Genomic DNA, 17,228 nt, shown 5'->3' on the forward strand with positions numbered 1-17,228 from the left:
GCCAAGGAGAAACTCGTGCTCACTGTCGGTGACCGCTTCCCTGAGTATGAACTCACCGCCTGCGTGTCGCTCGACGCGGACAAGGCGTTCGAGACGATCAACCACAAGTCCCACGAGGGCAAGTGGCGGGTGGTCTTCTTCTGGCCGAAGGACTTCACCTTCATCTGCCCGACGGAGATCGCCGAGTTCGGCCGCCTCAACGGCGAGTTCGCCGACCGGGACGCCCAGGTGCTCGGCGTCTCGGTGGACAACGAGTTCGTCCACTACGCCTGGCGCAAGGACCACCCGGACCTGCGTGAGCTGCCCTTCCCGATGCTCAGCGACATCAAGCGCGAGCTGACCGCCGATTGCGGCGTGCTCGGCGAGGACGGCGTCGCCCAGCGGGCCACCTTCATCGTCGACCCGGACAACGAGATCCAGTTCGCCATGGTGACCGCCGGCTCGGTCGGCCGGAACGTCTCCGAGGTGCTGCGGGTGCTCGACGCACTGCAGACCGACGAGCTCTGCCCGTGCAACTGGAACAAGGGCGGCGCCACCCTGGACGCCAACGCGCTGCTCGCCGGCGCCGGGGCCTGACATGGGTCTGGACGCGGTCAAGGCGGCCCTGCCGGAGTACGCCAAGGACATCAAGCTCAACCTCGGCTCCACCATCGCCACCTCGACGCTCAAGCCCGAGCAGGCCTGGGGCACGGCCCTGGCCTGCGCGGTCGCCGCGCGCAACCCGGTGGTGCTGAAGGAGATCGCCGCCGAGGCGGCCGACCACCTCACGCCGGAGGCGATCGAGGCGGCCAAGGGCGCCGCCACGATCATGGCGATGAACAACATCTACTACCGGGCCAAGCACCTGATCGGCGACGAGCAGTACGCCTCGATGCCGGCCCGGCTGCGGATGCAGATCATCGCCCGGCCCGGCGTGGAGAAGGCCGACTTCGAGCTCTGGTGCCTCGCCGTCTCGGCCATCACCGGCTGCGGAGTGTGCCTGGAGTCGCACGAGAAGACCCTGCGCGGCGCCGGGTTCACCCGGGAGCAGGTGCACGAGGGGCTGCGGATCGCCGCGGTCGTGCACGCCGCCGCGGTCGCCCTCGACGCCCAGGCCGCGCTGGCCTGAGTCGGCAGACCCGGAGGGCCGGCGCCGCGACCGCGGCGCCGGCCTTCGGTCGTCGTGGGGGTTGGAAAACCGACAGCTGGGTAGAAGTTCCTGTGACAGCGGAAAACGCACTCTCCGCGACGACTAGCACAGTCGGGACAGGAGGTCCCTCATGGACAGGCTTGATCCGCACACCACGCACGGCACCACCGAACCGATGATCGACGGCGGTCAGGGCGTCGTCGCCGGCGGCGCCCCGGCCGGGGCGTTCGACCCGTGGCGCTACCGGGACGAGGCCGGCGTGTCCAGCGCCGACCTGGTGGGCTACCACGTCGAGGCCACCGACGGCGGCATCGGCAAGATCGACAGCGCCAGCCACGAGGTCAACGACAGCTACCTGGTGGTCGACACCGGCCCGTGGATCTTCGGCAAGAAGGTCATGCTGCCGGCGGGCACCGTGAGCCACGTCGACCACGACGAGCGCAAGGTCTACGTCGACCGGGAGAAGGACCAGATCAAGGCCGCCCCGGAGTACGACGAGTCGAGCCACGCCGACCCGGCCTACCGGGACAAGCTCGGCGGCTACTACGGCGAGAACTGGTCCGCGCTGCCGCCGGACGGCCCGGCGCGGGTCTGACGACACGCGGCCCGGTCCGCGATCGGGCAGAACGGCCGGTGGGGCGACGCCCCACCGGCCGTTACCGTGTCAAGGGTGGACACCACCGAGACCAGCCGGAGCCCGTTCCCCGCCCTCTTCAACTTCCGCGACGTCGGCGGACACACCGGCCACGACGGGCGTACCGTCCGCCGGGGCCGGCTCTACCGCTCCGACTCGCTGCACCGCATCGACGAGACCGACCGGGAGGCGTTCACCGCCCTCGGCGTCCGGACCGTCATCGACCTGCGGCGACCGGCCGAGGTGGAGCGGGACGGCCGGGTGCCCGCGTACGACGGGCTCACCTACCGGCACATCCACCCGGAACACCGGGACTGGGCCGAGATCCGGTACGACCCGGCGCAGAGCCTCGCCCGCTACCTCGCCGACCGGTACGCCGACCTGGCCCAGACCGGCACCGCCGGGCTGGCCGAGGCGGTCGGCCTGATCGCCGACAGCGCGACCGCCCCGGTGGTGGTGCACTGCGTCGCCGGGAAGGACCGGACCGGCATCGTCTGCGCCCTCACCCTCGCCGTGCTGGGGGTCGCCGACGCCGACATCGCCACCGACTACGCGCTGAGCACCGAGGCGTCGGCGCGGTTCAGCGCCTGGGCCGCCGCCACCACCCCGGCGGCCGAGCAGCTGCCCCCGCCGTTCCTCGCCTCCCCCGCCGAGGCGATGACGCTCTTCCTCACCGAGCTGCGCGCGGGGTACGGCTCGGTGGAGGGCTATCTGCGCCACGCCGGGATCACCGACGCACAGCTCGCCGCGCTCCGCGACCACCTGCTCGACTGACGCGGAGCGGATGACTCGCCAGCGGTGACGCCGGATGCTCCGCGCACTCCCTACGAAGCTGATGACGCGAACGACTCAGGACGGCGCGGGGCAAGAGGCGCCGGGCCACAGGCGCGGCGGCCCCGGTCGGTGGACGGCCCCCGAGCGTCCGTTGAATCATTCACGACATCAGCTTCATACGGAGTCCGGAGCAACCTGCCGGCCGCACCCGCGAGCCCCAGGTCACCCGCTCAACCACCGCCGCCCCGCAGGCCCGTTGGCCGGGGCTCGGCCGCAGCCGGTGCCGGCAACCGCGGTGACCTCGGAAAGCCGAACGGCCGGCGCCGTCGTGGACGGTGCCGGCCGTGGCGAGCTGGACGTGAAGCTGGCGGCGGGTCAGAGCACCCGCTGCACCCAGCCGTACGGGTCCTCGACCCGGCCGCGCTGGATGTCCACCAGCTGCTGCCGCAGCGCCATGGTGGACCGACCCGGCTCGCCACCGCCGACGAGGAACTCGCCGTCGGGGAAGCGCACCTGACCGATCGGGGTGATCACGGCGGCGGTGCCACAGGCGAAGACCTCGCGCAGCCGGCCGCTGGCCGCGTCGGCCTGCCAGTCGGCGAAGCTGATCGGCCGCTCCTCGATCCGGTGCCCGGCCGCGGCGGCCAGGGTGAGGATCGCGTCGCGGGTGATGCCCGGCAGGATGGTTCCGGTCAGCGGCGGGGTGACCAGGGTGTTGTCGTCGTAGACGAAGAAGACGTTCATGCCGCCCAGCTCGTCGACGAACCGGCGCTCGACCGCGTCCAGGAAGACCACCTGGTCGCAGCCCGCCTCGATCGCCTCCGCCTGGGCGACCAGCGAGGCGGCGTAGTTTCCGCCGCACTTCGCGGCGCCGGTGCCGCCCGGTGCGGCCCGGGTGTAGTCCGGGGAGACCCAGACCGTGATCGGCTTGACCCCGCCGGCGAAGTAAGCCCCGGCCGGCGAGGCGATGACCACGTAGAGGTACTCGTTGGCCGGCCGGACGCCGAGGAAGACCTCGCTGGCGAACATGAACGGCCGGAGGTAGAGGCTGGCGTCCTCGCTCTCGGGGATCCAGTCCCGGTCGATCTCCACCAGCCGGCGCAGCGACTCGACGAAGGTCTCCTGCGGCAGCTCGGGCATCGCCAGCCGCTGGGCGGAGGCGGCGAAGCGGGCCGCGTTGGCCTCCGGGCGGAACATCGTCACCGCGCCCTCGGCGGTCCGGTACGCCTTGAGCCCCTCGAAGATCTCCTGCGCGTAGTGCAGCACCGCGCTCGCCGGATCCATCGGGATCGGCCCGCGCGCCTCGACCCGGGCGTCGTACCAGCCCTTCCCGTCGGCGTACCGGATCGTCACCATGTGGTCGGTGAAGACCCGCCCGAAGCCGGGGTTGGCCAGCAGGGCGGCCCGATCGGCGGCGGATACCGGCGCGGGATTCGGACGGATCTCGAAATCGAGCTTGTCACCACCGCTCATCGCGCTGACCTCCCTGCGGGTTCACGACATGCGCGACCGCACGCCGTATCTGGTGCCAGAAAACTTACCCCGAACGGTCGTTCAGCGGATAGCTCCGCCCCGGCAGATCGAGCACGTCGAATGGCGGGAACGAGCGGGGTCGGGCACGGCCGCGGACGACCTCGCGGGGTGGGCCCGGGAGCGGGTCTGGCGGCCCGGATCCGGACCGGCGGGCGGCCCCGGTCAGGCTACGGCGTACCCGGCGAGCCGGTCGCCGACCTCGGCGGTGCGCAGCGGTGTGCCCGGGGTCCGGCCGGCCAGCTCCGCGCCGACCGCGGCGGTGACCCGGGCAGCGGCGTCGGCGTGGCCGAGCTGGTCGAGCAGGAGCGCGGCGGAGAGCACCGCGGCCACCGGGTCGGCGACGCCCTTGCCGGCGATGTCCGGCGCCGAGCCGTGCACCGGCTCGAACATCGACGGGTACGTCCCGGTCGGGTTGATGGAGCCGCTGGCCGCCAGGCCGATGCCGCCGGTGACCGCGGCGGCGATGTCGGTGAGGATGTCGCCGAAGAGGTTGTCGGTGACCACCACGTCGTACCGCTGGGGCTGGGTGACCAGGAACATCGCGGCCGCGTCGACGTGCTGGTACTCGGTGGTGACGTCGGGGTGCTCGGCGGCGACCGCCGCGAACGCGCGCGCCCAGAGCGAGCCCGCGTGGGTGAGCACGTTGGTCTTGTGCACCAGGGTGACCTTGCGCCGCTCGCGGCGGCGGGCGCGGACGAAGGCGTCGCGGATCACCCGCTCCACGCCGTGCCGGGTGTTCAGGCTCTCCTCGGTGGCCACCTCGGCCGGGGTGTCCCGGTGCAGCGAGCCGCCGGCGCCAGCGTACAGGCCCTCGGTGCCCTCGCGGACGACCACCAGGTCGACCTCGCCGGGCTTGACGGTGGCCAGCGGCCCGGACACCCCCGGCCACAGCCGGGACGGGCGGAGGTTCACGTACTGGTCGAAGGCGAACCGGAGCTTGAGCAGCAGTCCCCGCTCCAGCACGCCCGGTGGGACGGTCGGGTCGCCGACCGCGCCCAGCAGGATGGCGTCGTGCCCGGCCAGCTCGGCCAGCACGGAGTCGGGCAGCACTTCGCCGGTGCGGTGGTAGCGTGCGGCGCCGAGGTCGTACTCCGTGGCCTCGACCCCGGGGAGCACGGCGTCGATGACCTTGCGGGCCTGCGCGACCACCTCGGGCCCGATCCCGTCCCCGGCCACCACCGCGATCCGTGCCACCTGGCGCTCCTCACCTCGTCGTTCCCGTGAACGGTACGTCGACGTCCCGGCCCCCGGTACGCGTCTTCCAGACTATGGGAAACCGAAATGCTCAGCAGGCTCCCAGGTGGCATTCATGGTGCGGTCAACTCCACTGCCTAGGGTCGGTGGGGAACGGGTCACGGGGGCCCGTGACCGGCTTCGCCGCGGCGCTGCGGCGTCGTCAGCGAGGGAGCAGGTGCGATGCGGATCGACGAGCAGCCACGGGCCCGATGGGTCGACGAGCAGCCCCGGACCCGGTGGGTCGACCAGAGCGCATTCCGCAGCCGCCGCCCCGACCTGCGGCTCGGCACCCGCAGCCACCGGCTGGACCGGTCCGATGGGACGGCCGTCGACCGGATCACCGCCCGGCACACCGTCCGCACCTCCACCGCCGACTACTCGCTGCTGCTCAACGCGCCGGAATGGCTCGGCCGCCGGATCGTCGGGGAGGCGCTCCGGGACGCCGTCGCCGAGCTGCGCGCCATCGACCTCACCTACGGGCCGGCCCGGCCGGACAGCCTGGTCTCCAAGCTACGGCGCGGCGAGATCACCCCCGAGTCGTACCCGCCGCTGGCCGACCTGGTCGACCGCTGCGCCGCGATGCGCGCGGTCACCGACGGCTGGTTCGACGCCTGGGCGGTGCCCGGCGGCTTCGACCCGGGCGGCCTGCTCGGCGGCTGGGCGGTGGAGCGGGCCGCGGCCCGGCTGCGCGCCGCCGGCATTCACGACTACGCCGTGCTCAGCGGCGCCGACCTGGTGGTACGCGGCCACGCCGCGCACGGCGGCCCCTGGCGCGTGGCGGTGCACCATCCGACCGAAGCCCACCGGGCCCCGCTCGTGCTGGAAATGACCGCCGGGGCGGTGGGCACCTCCGGGGTCACCGGTCGCCGGGGCCACGTGGTGGATCCGCACACCGGTGAGCCCGCCGACCAGCTGGTCGCCGCCACCGTCGTCGGCCCCGACCTCGCCGTGGCCGACGCCTACGCCACCGCGCTCTACGCCGCCGGCCCGGCCGGGCTGGCCTGGTTCCGCAACGGCTCGGACTATCGGGCGCTCTTCGCCCACCGCCGCCGCTGACGGTCCGCGGCACGCCCCCGCCCGATCGGCCGTTCTCGCATCACGGCCGCGCGGGGTGTGAGCATGGCGGGCGGGCTCGGCGCGGGATCGGTGCCGCGATCGGCCCCCACGGTCTCGGCAACGACCGTGGAGGCCGGTCAGCGACGAGTGCGCGTGGCTCGCGCAATCGAGGGGTGCGGACCGGTGGGCCGGACGTCCGACCACGCCACCCGAAGACGGGCCGACACCGCGACTCAGCCGGCGACCGCACCGGTACGCTAGCGAATCGGCGCAACTCGACGCAAGAGTCTCCACAGCGGACCGTCACGGCCCCGGATGGACCAGTCCGCCACTGGCCGGCGGCGGGGCAGGGGTGACGGCGGGGACCCGGGATGGCACGCTGTCCGCCGTGAGTTTCGATCTGAGCGTGTGGGCCCTGCCGGAAGGGGCCACGCCCGCCGAAGTGCGGGCAGCGGTACAGCGGTGCCGCGAGGGGCGGCACGGCGACAGTCACCCCGATCCCAGGGTGGTCCGCTTCTACCGGGCTGTCACCGCCGCCTATCCCGACCGCCCGGCCGGCCCGGCCAGCCCGTGGGAGGTCACCCCGCTGCACGCGGGCGCCGACCATGTGGAGCTGAACCTCTTCCCGACCTGCGAGGACCAGGTTCTGCTCGACATCGAGCGGTTGGCCGGCGAGCACGACCTGATGCTCTTCGACGCCCAGGACGGCTCGGTCTACCCACCCCCCGCCCGCGTGACCCCCTGACCCCCGGTCCCGGCACGACGAAGGGCCCGGCCGTGCCGGCCGGGCCCCCGATGTGTCGCGGGTGGACTACTCGTCGCGCAGGTCGGCGGCGCTGGCCGCGCCAGCGCCGATCGAGTCGGCCGCCGACGTGAGCAGGTCCGCGCCGAGCGCCTGGTCGACGGTGAGCGTCATCAGCGTCTCGCCGCCGGCCTCCCGGCGGGCGACCTGCATCGCGGCGATGTTGACCCCGGCCTCGCCGAGCAGGGTGCCGACGGTGCCGACCACGCCTGGCCGGTCGACGTAGCGCAGGAAGACCAGGATGCCCTCCGCGCCGATCTCCACGTCGAAACCGTCCACCTCGGTCAGCTTGATGACGTCCCGGGTGCCGGTGCTGGTCACCGTGCCGGAGACGCTGACCGTACGACCGTCCGGCAGCGCGCCCCGGACCGTCACCAGGTTGGGGTGGTCAACGGTCTCGGGCTGGGTGGCGAGGGTGACCTCGACGCCGCGCTCGGCGGCCAGGTGCGGCGCGTTGACGTAGGTGACCTGCTCCTCGACCACCGAGCTGAACAGCCCCTTGGTGGCGGCGAGCTTGAGCACCGAGACGTCGTGGTTGACGATCTCGCCGCGCACCTCGACGGTGACGCTGGCGGCCACCCCGCCGGCCACCGCGGTGAAGGCCCGGCCGAGCTTCTCGGCCAGCGGCAGCAGCGGGCGGACGTCCTCGGCGACCAGGCCGCCGGCCTGGACATTCACCGCGTCCGGCACGAACTCGCCCTGGAGCGCCAGCTTGACGCTCTTGGCCACGGCCAGGCCGGCCTTGTCCTGCGCCTCGTGGGTGGAGGCGCCCAGGTGCGGGGTGGCCACCACGTTGTCGAAGGCGAACAGCGGCGAGGAGGTGCAGGGCTCCTTGGCGTACACGTCGACGCCGGCGCCGGCCACCCGGCCCTCGGCGATCGCGTCGGCCAGGGCCTGCTCGTCGACCAGGCCACCGCGGGCGGCGTTGACGATCCGGACGCCCGGCTTGACGATCGACAGCTCCTTCTCGCCGATCAGGCCCACGGTCTCCGGGGTCTTGGGCAGGTGGATGGAGATGAAGTCGGCCTCCCGGAGCAGCTCCTCCAGCCCGACCAGGCGGACCCCGAGCTGCGCGGCGCGGGCCGGCTGGATGTAGGGGTCGTACGCGATCAGCCGGGTGCCGAACGCGGCGATCCGCTGCGCGAAGAGCACGCCGATGCGGCCGAGGCCGACCACGCCGACGGTCTTGCCCTGCAGCTCGACGCCGGTGTACTTGGACCGCTTCCACTCCCCCGCCTTCAGCGCGGCGCTGGCCGCGGCGGTGTTCCGGGCGACGGCGAGCAGCAGCGCGACGGCCTGCTCGGCGGCGGAGACGATGTTGGAGGTGGGGGCGTTGACGACCATGACGCCCCGCGCGGTGGCGGCCGGCACCTCGACGTTGTCCAGGCCGACGCCGGCCCGGGCGACCACCTTGAGGCGCGGCGCGGCGGCGATGGCCTCGGCGTCGATCTGGGTCGCGCTGCGCACGATCACCGCGTCGGCCTCGGCGAGCGCGGAGAGCAGGGCCGGGCGGTCGGTGCCGTCGACGTGGCGTACGTCGAAGTCGTGCGCGAGCACCTCGATGGCGGCGGGAGCGAGTTCTTCGGCGATCAGTACGACAGGATTCATCGGTCCTCGTAGATGTCGTCAGAGCGGTCGGCTGCGGCGGCGGACGCCGCGCTGCGCCCTGCGGTGAGCCGTGCCATGGCCGTCAGGTGCCGGCTACGCACCTACCTGGGATCGTAGGGCGCGGGCCGGCCGGCGTGTCCGGGACGGCGGGGTGAGGGCCCTCACAAACCCGACATGTCCCGGAGCTGGACGGGGGCGGAACGCAGGCGGTGGCGGGCCCGGCGCCGGGGAGAGCGCCGAACCCGCCACCGTGCCGGTCAGGCGGTCTCGGTGATCGGCCGGTCGACCCAGCTCATCATGGCCCGCAGCTTCTGGCCGGTCTCCTCGATCGGGTGCGCCGCGCCCTCGGCCCGCCACTTGGCGAAGTTCGGCCGGCCGGCCTCGTCCTCGGCCACCCACTCGCGGGCGAACTCGCCGGACCGGATCTCGCCGAGGATCTTGCGCATCTCCTCCTTGACCCGGGAGTCGATGACCCGCGGGCCGCGGGAGAGGTCGCCGTACTCGGCGGTGTCGGAGATGCTGTAGCGCATCCGGGCGATGCCGCCCTCGTACATCAGGTCGACGATGAGCTTCAGCTCGTGCAGGCACTCGAAGTAGGCCACCTCCGGGGCGTAGCCGGCCTCGGTGAGCACCTCGAAACCGGTCTGCACCAGCGCCGCCGCGCCGCCGCAGAGCACCGCCTGCTCACCGAAGAGGTCCGTCTCGGTCTCCTCGGTGAAGGTGGTCCGGATCGCGCCGGCCCGGGTGCCGCCGATGCCCTTGGCGTACGCCAGGGCGAGCTGGAACGCGGTGCCGGTGGCGTCCTGCTCGACGGCGACCAGGCACGGCACGCCCTTGCCGTCGACGTACTGGCGGCGGACCAGGTGACCCGGGCCCTTCGGAGCGACCATCGCCACGTCCACGTCGGCCGGCGGGGTGATCAGGCCGTACCGGATGTTGAAGCCGTGGCCGAAGAAGATGGCCTTGCCGGGGGCCAGGTTCGGGGCGATCGCGTCGGCGTAGAGCGCCCGCTGCGCGGTGTCCGGCGCCAGGATCATGATCACGTCGGCCTCGGCCGCCGCCTCGGCCGGCGTGAGCACCCGCAGGCCCTGCTCCTCGGCCTTCGGCCGGCTCTTCGAACCGGCGGGCAGGCCGATCACCACGTCGACGCCGGAGTCGCGCAGCGACAGCGCGTGGGCGTGCCCCTGGCTGCCGTACCCGATCACGGCGACCTTGCGGCCCTGGATCAGGCCCAGGTCGGCGTCGTCGTCGTAGTACACCTCAACGCTCATTGACTTCCCTTTCGTACGGCGGTCCGCAGCGGCCCGTCGTGGACTTGTGTGGTGGTCAGGCGGCGCGCAGCGCGGGCCCGGCGGTGATCGAACGCGAGCCGCGCCCGATTGCCACCGTGCCGGACTGGACCATCTCCTTGATGCCGAACGGTTCGAGGTCGCGCAGCAGCGCGTCGAGCTTGTCGGGGGTGCCGGTGGCCTCGATGGTCAGCGTGTCCGGGGCGACGTCGACCACCCGGGCACGGAACAGGGCGACCGTCTCCAGCACCTGCGCCCGGCCGTTGCGGTCCGCCCGGACCTTGACCAGCAGCAGCTCCCGCGCGACCGAGACCTGCGGATCCAGCTCAACGATCTTGAGTACGTTGACCAGCTTGTTGAGCTGCTTGGTGACCTGCTCCAGCGGGGAGGACTCGGCGTTCACCACGATGGTGATCCGGGAGACGTCCGGGTTCTCGGTCTCGCCCACGGCGAGGCTGTCGATGTTGAAGCCGCGCCGGGAGAACAGGCCGGAGACCCGGGCCAGGACACCCGGCTTGTTCTCCACCAGGACGCTCAGAGTGTGCAGGGTCATGGCTGTGCCTTCCTCGTCATGCCCTCACGGCCCTCGCTGCGCTCGGTGCGATCGGTCATGACTACAGCTCGTCCTCGTCGAAGGCGGGGCGGACGCCCCGGGCGAACATGATCTCGTCGTTGCTGGTGCCGGCCGCGACCATCGGCCAGACCATGGCGTCCTTGCCGACCACGAAGTCGATCACCACGGGGGCGTCGTTGATCGCCATGGCCGCCTCGATGGTCTTGTCCACGTCGGCGGCGTTCTCGCAGCGCAGCCCGACGCAGCCGAGCGCCTCGGCGAGCTTCACGAAGTCCGGGATGCGGTGCTTGTGGGTGCCCAGCTCCGTGTTGGAGTAGCGCTCGCCGTAGAAGAGCGTCTGCCACTGCCGGACCATGCCCAGGTTGCCGTTGTTGATCACGGCGATCTTGACCGGGATGCCCTCCAGCGCGCAGGTGGCCAGCTCCTGGTTGGTCATCTGGAAGCAGCCGTCGCCGTCCACCGCCCAGACCACCGTGTCCGGCTTGCCGACCTTGGCGCCCATCGCCGCCGGCACCGCGTACCCCATGGTGCCGAGGCCACCGGAGTTGAGCCAGGTGTACGGCTTCTCGTACGAGATGAACTGGCTGGCCCACATCTGGTGCTGCCCGACGCCGGCCACGAAGATCGTGTCCGGGCCGGCCATCTCGCCCAGCCGCTTGATCACGTACTGCGGGGAGAGGGTGCCGTCGGCCGGCTCCTCGTAGCCGAGCGGGTAGCGCTTGCGCAGGTCGCCGAGCTGGGTCCACCAGTCGCCGAGTTCGGCCGCCGGCCGGGCGGCCTGCTCGGTGGTGACCGCGGCGATCAGCTCGTCGATCACGTGCCGGGCGTCGCCCACGATCGGCACGTCCGCGTGCCGGTTCTTACCGATCTCGGCCGGGTCGATGTCGGCGTGCACCACGGTGGCGTCCGGCGCGAACGAGTCCAGCTTGCCGGTGACCCGGTCGTCGAAGCGGGCCCCCAGCGCCACGATCAGGTCGGCCTTCTGCAGGCCGTACACCGCGGCGACGGTGCCGTGCATGCCCGGCATGCCGAGGTGCTGCCGGTGCGAGTCGGGGAACGCGCCGAGCGCCATCAGCGTGGTGACCACCGGGATGCCGGTCAGCTCCGCCAGCCGGCGCAGGCCCTCGGTGGCGCCGGCCTTGAGCACGCCGCCACCGACGTAGAGCACCGGGCGGCGGGCGCTGGTCATCAGCCGGGCCGCCTCGCGGATCTGCTTGCCGTGCGGGTGCAGGGTCGGCCGGTAGCCGGGCAGGTCCAGGGTGGGCGGCCAGGCGAAGGTGGTCGGCGCCTGGAGGACGTCCTTGGGGATGTCCACCAGCACCGGGCCGGGCCGACCGGTCGAGGCCAGGTGGAACGCCTCGGCCAGGACCTGCGGGATCTCCTCGGCGGTCTGCACCAGGAAGTTGTGCTTGGTGATCGGCAGGGTGATGCCCTGGATGTCCGCCTCCTGGAAGGCGTCCGTGCCGATCGAGGGACGCGCGACCTGGCCGGTGATCGCCACCATCGGCACCGAGTCCATGTACGCGTCGGCGATCGGGGTGACCAGGTTGGTCGCGCCGGGGCCGGAGGTGGCGATGCAGACGCCGACCTTCCCGGTCGCCTGCGCGTAGCCGGTGGCGGCGTGGCCGGCGCCCTGCTCGTGCCGGACCAGGATGTGCCGCACGGTGGAGTCGTAGAGCGGGTCGTACGCCGGCAGGATCGCACCGCCCGGAATGCCGAAGACGACGTCGACGCCGAGCGCCTCGAGCGACCGCACCAGCGATCCGGCGCCGGAGACCTGCGCCGACTCGGGCTGCCGTACCGCCGGGGCGGCCGGGGCGGCCCCGTTGCGGGGGGTGTGGGCGTGGTCGGCGTCACTCGCCGGCTCGGAGGCCGGGCGGGCTCGCCGGACGGAGTGGGCAAGGGTCTCTGGCGTGGGTCTCGTCATGGCGGTTCAGGCCTTCGGCTGGAGTGGGTGAGGCTCTTTCACACAGGTGCGACGCGGGCGGGGCCCGCCCCGATGGGGTCCGACGGCAATAAAAACGGCCCACGTGCAGATGCACGGGGCCAGCGCACTCTCGATGAGGGAGAGTGCGCTCAGGTAAGTACTCGCAGCGACCGGTTCGACGACATGCGGCTAAGCCTGACGCATCTCACGCGATGAGTCAACTGATCCCACATTTTGGTTCACGGACGTGGGCGTGTCGTACCCGGACGTGGCATCCCGAGCCACTCCCACCTGCGGGAAACCCTCCTGCGAAGCGCGTGGGGCGGGCACCGGCGGCGTCGGCGCCGGCGGGTTCGACCGCAGGCGCGGCAGGAGCGGCGACGGCGCGGGGCGGACCGGCGCGGGCGGCGGACCGGGGGGCAGCGGCGCGGGGCGCGCGCCGGGCGAGGTCGCCGCCTCCAGCATCGCCTCCAGGTGCTCGGCCGGCACCCCCCAGCCGAAGAGCGCCCCCTGGCCGAACCGGCAGCCCGCGGCGACCACCGCGGCCAGCTCGGTCGGGTTGGTGACGCCCTCGGCGATCACCTCGAGCCCGAGCTGGTGACCGAGGCGCATGACGATGTCGACCATCGGCGCGAACGCCGGCCCGTCCCGGCCGACCGGACGCACCGGCTCGTGCTCGGCGACCAGACTGTGGTCGATCTTGAGGATGTCGATCGGCAGCCGGCGCAGCTGCCCCAGCGAGGAGTAGCCGGCGCCGAAGTCGTCCAACGCGATCCGGACCCCGGTGAGCCGCAGCGCCGCCAGCCGCCGGATCAACTCGTCGAGATCGGTGGCGACGACGTGCTCGGTGACCTCCAGCACCAGCCGCTGCGGCGGCACGTGGTGGGCGCGCAGCGCGTCGGCGACCTGGACGACGTACTCCGGGGCGTGCAGCTCACGCGGGGAGACATTCACCGAGACCCAGACGTCGTGGCCGTCGGCCAACCAGCGGGAGAGCTGGTAGCAGGCCTGGTGCAGCACCCAGGCCCCGAGCTTGGCGATCATCCCGCACTCCTCGGCGAGTGGGATGAACTCGTCCGGGCGGACGTTGCCCAGCTCCGGGTGGCGCCAGCGGAGCAGCGCCTCGGCGCCGACCGGACGCACCGAGGGCAGCGACGCCACCGGCTGGAACGCCAGCCGCAGCTCGTCGCGCTCGATCGCCCCGCGCAGCTCGTGCTCGAGCTTGGTACGCCGGCGCAGCAGCTGGTCGTACGCGGCGTCGTACCGCTCGATCCGGTTCTTGCCCCGCTGCTTGGCGTAGCGCAGGGCCAGGTCGGCGTTGCGCAGCAGCAGCTCCACGTCGGGCTCGCCGCAGTGCCCGGCCACCCCGATGCTGACCGAGAGGAAGACCGGCCCCTCGGGCTGGTCGTACGGGCGGCCCAGCACCCCGAGCAGCCGCTCGGCCACCCGGTCCGCGTCGGTCGAGCCGTGCATCAGCACCGCGAACTCGTCGCCGCCCAGCCGGGCCGCCAGGTCGCCCGGGCGCAGGTTGCCGCGCAGCCGGCGGCCCACCTCGGCGAGCACCGCGTCGCCGACGTCGTGGCCGCGCATGTCGTTGATGTTCTTGAAGCCGTCCAGGTCGAGGCCGAGCAGCACGCAGGGCACGTCGGCCTCGACGCAGCGCTGCAGCGCCCGCAGCAGCCCGCGCCGGTTGGCCAGGCCGGTCAGCGGGTCGGTGTGCGCCAGCTCGCGGAAGTGCGCCTCCCGCTCGGCCAGCCGGCCGGCGTAGCCGCGCACGTCGTTGAGGGCGAGGTACTGCCGGGCCACCAGCGCGAAGCCCTCCACGCTGCCGGCGACGATGCCGAACACGTCGAACCGGCCGCCCTGGAAGAGGTGGAACATCGCCGAGGCGACCATGGCGAACATGGGCACGAAGGCGTACTCGCCGTCCCGGCGGATCAGGTCGACGTCCACCTGACCGGGCAGATCGGCCCGGTGCACCGCCACGACGGTGGCGAGCAGCCCCGCCGCCTGCACCGCCGCGCCGGTCAGCGCCATCGCCGGGCCGGCCTGGCAGAGCCCGGCGGCGAGGCCGAGCCCGCCGCAGCTCACCGCGGTGACACCGGCGCCGAGCAGGGCGAGCCGGCGCCGGGGCGGAGCAGCCCGCAGCAACATGATCATGGTCAGCCCGATGGTGAGCGCGGCGGTCACCGTGGCCAGCACGATCGGTACGCAGGCCGTCGGGGTGGCCGCACCGAGCAGCCGGGTCGGTTCGGCGAAGGCCACCCAGCCGACGAACCAGAGCGCGCTGGCCATGATCAGGCCGTCGAGGAGCAGCCGGGCGGTGGCGGGCCCGGCCGTGGCCGCCCCGGGCAGCCGGAGCAGGGCGGCGCCGAGGGCGAGCCCGCACAGCGCCGTGCCGACCGAGACCAGGATCGCGAAGTTGGTGCGCTGCCCCTGCTGGTGGGCCCAGTGCTCGCTGTGGGCGAGCGTGGCGCCGACCCCGACGACGAGGCTGAGCAGCGCGATCCCGGCCGCGGCGGCGAGCAGCACGTGGGCCTGGCGGTGTGGCCCGACCCGGCGGCGGGCCGACGCGGCCAGCAGTGCGGTGGCGACGGCCGCGACGAGCCCGCTCAGCACCGCGACGGCGACCATGCCCGGGGGGAAGTGCACGACATCAACTGTGCCGGACGGGCGCGCTCCGTGGGGCACCGGGTGTGCAACTGTTGGGACACGCCACGCGCGCCCGGGGGTCGCCGCCAGTCCAGTGTCAGACTGGTAGGCATGCCTGAGCTGCGGTCGAGGACCTCCACCCACGGTCGGACGATGGCCGGTGCCCGGGCCCTGTGGCGGGCCACCGGGATGACCGACGACGACTTCGGCAAGCCGATCGTCGCCATCGCCAACAGTTTCACCCAGTTCGTGCCCGGTCACGTACACCTCAAGGACCTCGGCGGCCTGGTCGCCGACGCGGTGGCCGAGGCCGGCGGCGTGGGCCGGGAGTTCAACACCATCGCGGTGGACGACGGCATCGCCATGGGCCACGGCGGCATGCTCTATTCGCTGCCCAGCCGGGAGCTGATCGCCGACGCGGTGGAGTACATGGTCAACGCGCACTGCGCGGACGCCCTGGTCTGCATCTCCAACTGCGACAAGATCACCCCGGGGATGCTGCTCGCCGCGCTGCGGCTGAACATCCCGACCGTCTTCGTCTCCGGCGGCCCGATGGAGGCCGGCAAGACGGTGGCGATCGAGGGGATCGTGCATTCCAAGATCGACCTGATCGACGCGATGATCGCGTCCTCCAACGAGGCGGTCACCGACGACCAGCTCGGCGAGATCGAGCGCTCGGCCTGCCCGACCTGCGGATCCTGCTCCGGCATGTTCACCGCCAACTCGATGAACTGCCTGACCGAGGCGATCGGCCTGGCCCTGCCCGGCAACGGGTCGACGCTGGCCACCCACGCCGCCCGCCGGTCGCTCTTCGTCGAGGCCGGCCGCACCGTCGTGGAGATCGCCAAGCGCTGGTACGACGGCGACGACGCCTCGGTGCTGCCCCGCGCCATCGCCAGCCGGAGCGCCTTCGAGAACGCGGTCGCCCTGGACGTGGCCATGGGCGGGTCGACCAACACGATCCTGCACCTGCTCGCCGCCGCCCGGGAGGCCGAGCTGGACTTCGACGTGGCCGCCATCGACGCCATCTCCCGCCGGGTGCCCTGCCTGGCCAAGGTGGCGCCGAACTCCCCGCAGTTCCACATGGAGGACGTGCACCGGGCCGGCGGCATCCCGGCCATCCTCGGCGAGCTGGAGCGCGCGGGCCTGCTCAACCGGGACGTGCACGCGGTCCACTCCCCCTCGCTCGCGCAGTGGCTCACGGACTGGGACGTCCGGGGCGGGTCGCCGAAGCCGGAGGCGGTCGAGCTGTTCCACGCCGCCCCGGGCGGGGTGCGCACCACCGAGCCGTTCTCCACCACCAACCGCTGGTCGTCTCTCGACACGGACGCGGCCGGCGGGTGCGTGCGGGACCGGGAGCACGCGTACTCCGCCGACGGCGGGCTGGCCATCCTGCACGGCAACCTGGCCCCGGACGGCTGCGTGGTGAAGACCGCGGGCGTGCCCGAGGAGTGCCTGACGTTCCGCGGCCCGGCGAAGGTCTACGAGTCGCAGGACGACGCGGTGTCGGCGATCCTGGCCAAGCAGGTGGTCGCCGGCGACGTGGTGGTGATCCGGTACGAGGGCCCGAAGGGCGGCCCCGGCATGCAGGAGATGCTCTACCCCACCTCGTTCCTCAAGGGTCGGGGGCTGGGCCGGTCCTGCGCGCTGCTCACCGACGGCCGGTTCTCCGGCGGCACCTCCGGGCTGTCGATCGGGCACGTCTCCCCGGAGGCGGCGTCGGGCGGGCTGATCGCGCTGGTCCGCGAGGGCGACGAGATCGTCATCGACATCCCCGGCCGGTCGATCGAGCTCAACGTGCCGGACGACGTGCTCCAGGCCCGCCGGGTCGCCGAGGAGAAGCGGGACCGCCCGTACACCCCGACCGACCGGCAGCGGCCGGTGTCGGCGGCGCTGCGCGCGTACGCCTCGATGGCCACCTCGGCCAGCGACGGCGCCTACCGCCGCGTGCCGGAGTGAGCGGTCCGGGTCCGGGCTGACGCGGGAGCGTAGCCCGCAGCCCGCCCGTTCCGGT

The 17,228-nt window shown here is 72.9% G+C and carries 14 protein-coding genes; 7 read left to right on the top strand and 7 right to left on the bottom strand.

All coding sequences use genetic code 11. The features are described from left to right. Positions 1-15: 15 nt before the first annotated feature. The 4 genes from GA0070613_RS02125 (at position 16) to GA0070613_RS02140 (ending at position 2,537) form a co-directional block, all read left to right on the top strand. Positions 16-576: a peroxiredoxin gene (locus GA0070613_RS02125; RefSeq protein WP_089010729.1), complete on the top strand. Its 561-nt coding sequence runs from the start codon at positions 16-18 to the stop codon at positions 574-576. Between the two features lies 1 nt (position 577). Beyond that, a complete protein-coding gene (locus GA0070613_RS02130; RefSeq protein ID WP_089010730.1) occupies positions 578-1,108 on the top strand; it encodes a carboxymuconolactone decarboxylase family protein in 531 nt (176 codons plus the stop codon). A gap of 151 nt (positions 1,109-1,259) precedes the next feature. Then, on the top strand, positions 1,260-1,724 hold the full coding sequence (locus tag GA0070613_RS02135) for a hypothetical protein (RefSeq protein WP_089010731.1): 465 nt from the start codon (positions 1,260-1,262) through the stop codon (positions 1,722-1,724). 66 nt (positions 1,725-1,790) lie between these two features. After that, the gene (locus tag GA0070613_RS02140; protein WP_231929632.1) at positions 1,791-2,537 is read left to right on the top strand and encodes a tyrosine-protein phosphatase; all 747 of its coding nucleotides are present in this window, start codon (positions 1,791-1,793) and stop codon (positions 2,535-2,537) included. Positions 2,538-2,912: 375 nt separating this feature from the next. On the opposite strand, the gene GA0070613_RS02145 is transcribed toward GA0070613_RS02140, so the two are convergent. Then, positions 2,913-4,010 (bottom strand): branched-chain amino acid aminotransferase, encoded by a 1,098-nt coding sequence (locus GA0070613_RS02145; protein ID WP_089010733.1) that lies wholly within the window; start codon positions 4,008-4,010, stop codon positions 2,913-2,915. A 222-nt stretch (positions 4,011-4,232) separates the two neighbouring features. Beyond that, the gene (locus GA0070613_RS02150; RefSeq protein ID WP_089010734.1) at positions 4,233-5,264 is read right to left on the bottom strand and encodes a 3-isopropylmalate dehydrogenase; all 1,032 of its coding nucleotides are present in this window, start codon (positions 5,262-5,264) and stop codon (positions 4,233-4,235) included. A 222-nt stretch (positions 5,265-5,486) separates the two neighbouring features. Here GA0070613_RS02150 and GA0070613_RS02155 point away from each other — a divergent pair, with 222 nt between their 5' ends. Both GA0070613_RS02155 and GA0070613_RS02160 read left to right on the top strand, forming a co-directional pair. Beyond that, complete coding sequence (locus GA0070613_RS02155) at positions 5,487-6,362, top strand: FAD:protein FMN transferase (RefSeq protein ID WP_089010735.1); 876 nt, start codon at positions 5,487-5,489, stop codon at positions 6,360-6,362. Positions 6,363-6,750: 388 nt separating this feature from the next. After that, positions 6,751-7,107: a hypothetical protein gene (locus GA0070613_RS02160; protein ID WP_172875742.1), complete on the top strand. Its 357-nt coding sequence runs from the start codon at positions 6,751-6,753 to the stop codon at positions 7,105-7,107. 66 nt (positions 7,108-7,173) lie between these two features. Here GA0070613_RS02160 and serA read toward each other — a convergent pair whose 3' ends face one another. From serA to GA0070613_RS02185, 5 genes are all read right to left on the bottom strand, one after another. Next, positions 7,174-8,772 (bottom strand): phosphoglycerate dehydrogenase, encoded by a 1,599-nt coding sequence (serA, locus tag GA0070613_RS02165; RefSeq protein WP_089010737.1) that lies wholly within the window; start codon positions 8,770-8,772, stop codon positions 7,174-7,176. A gap of 257 nt (positions 8,773-9,029) precedes the next feature. Continuing rightward, complete coding sequence (gene ilvC, locus GA0070613_RS02170) at positions 9,030-10,043, bottom strand: ketol-acid reductoisomerase (RefSeq protein WP_089010738.1); 1,014 nt, start codon at positions 10,041-10,043, stop codon at positions 9,030-9,032. Between the two features lie 55 nt (positions 10,044-10,098). Continuing rightward, on the bottom strand, positions 10,099-10,614 hold the full coding sequence (gene ilvN / locus GA0070613_RS02175; protein ID WP_089010739.1) for an acetolactate synthase small subunit: 516 nt from the start codon (positions 10,612-10,614) through the stop codon (positions 10,099-10,101). 61 nt (positions 10,615-10,675) lie between these two features. Continuing rightward, a complete protein-coding gene (locus GA0070613_RS02180) occupies positions 10,676-12,562 on the bottom strand; it encodes an acetolactate synthase large subunit (protein ID WP_089010740.1) in 1,887 nt (628 codons plus the stop codon). 189 nt (positions 12,563-12,751) lie between these two features. Further along, positions 12,752-15,196: a putative bifunctional diguanylate cyclase/phosphodiesterase gene (locus GA0070613_RS02185; protein ID WP_408631032.1), complete on the bottom strand. Its 2,445-nt coding sequence runs from the start codon at positions 15,194-15,196 to the stop codon at positions 12,752-12,754. A gap of 129 nt (positions 15,197-15,325) precedes the next feature. Between GA0070613_RS02185 and ilvD the strand changes: the two genes are divergently transcribed. Continuing rightward, positions 15,326-17,173, top strand: coding sequence for a dihydroxy-acid dehydratase (gene ilvD, locus GA0070613_RS02190; protein WP_089015690.1), 1,848 nt, complete (start codon positions 15,326-15,328; stop codon positions 17,171-17,173). Positions 17,174-17,228 lie beyond the last annotated feature (55 nt).

The sequence above is a fragment of the Micromonospora inositola genome, from assembly GCF_900090285.1.
GTDB classification, from domain to species: Bacteria; Actinomycetota; Actinomycetes; order Mycobacteriales; family Micromonosporaceae; genus Micromonospora; species Micromonospora inositola.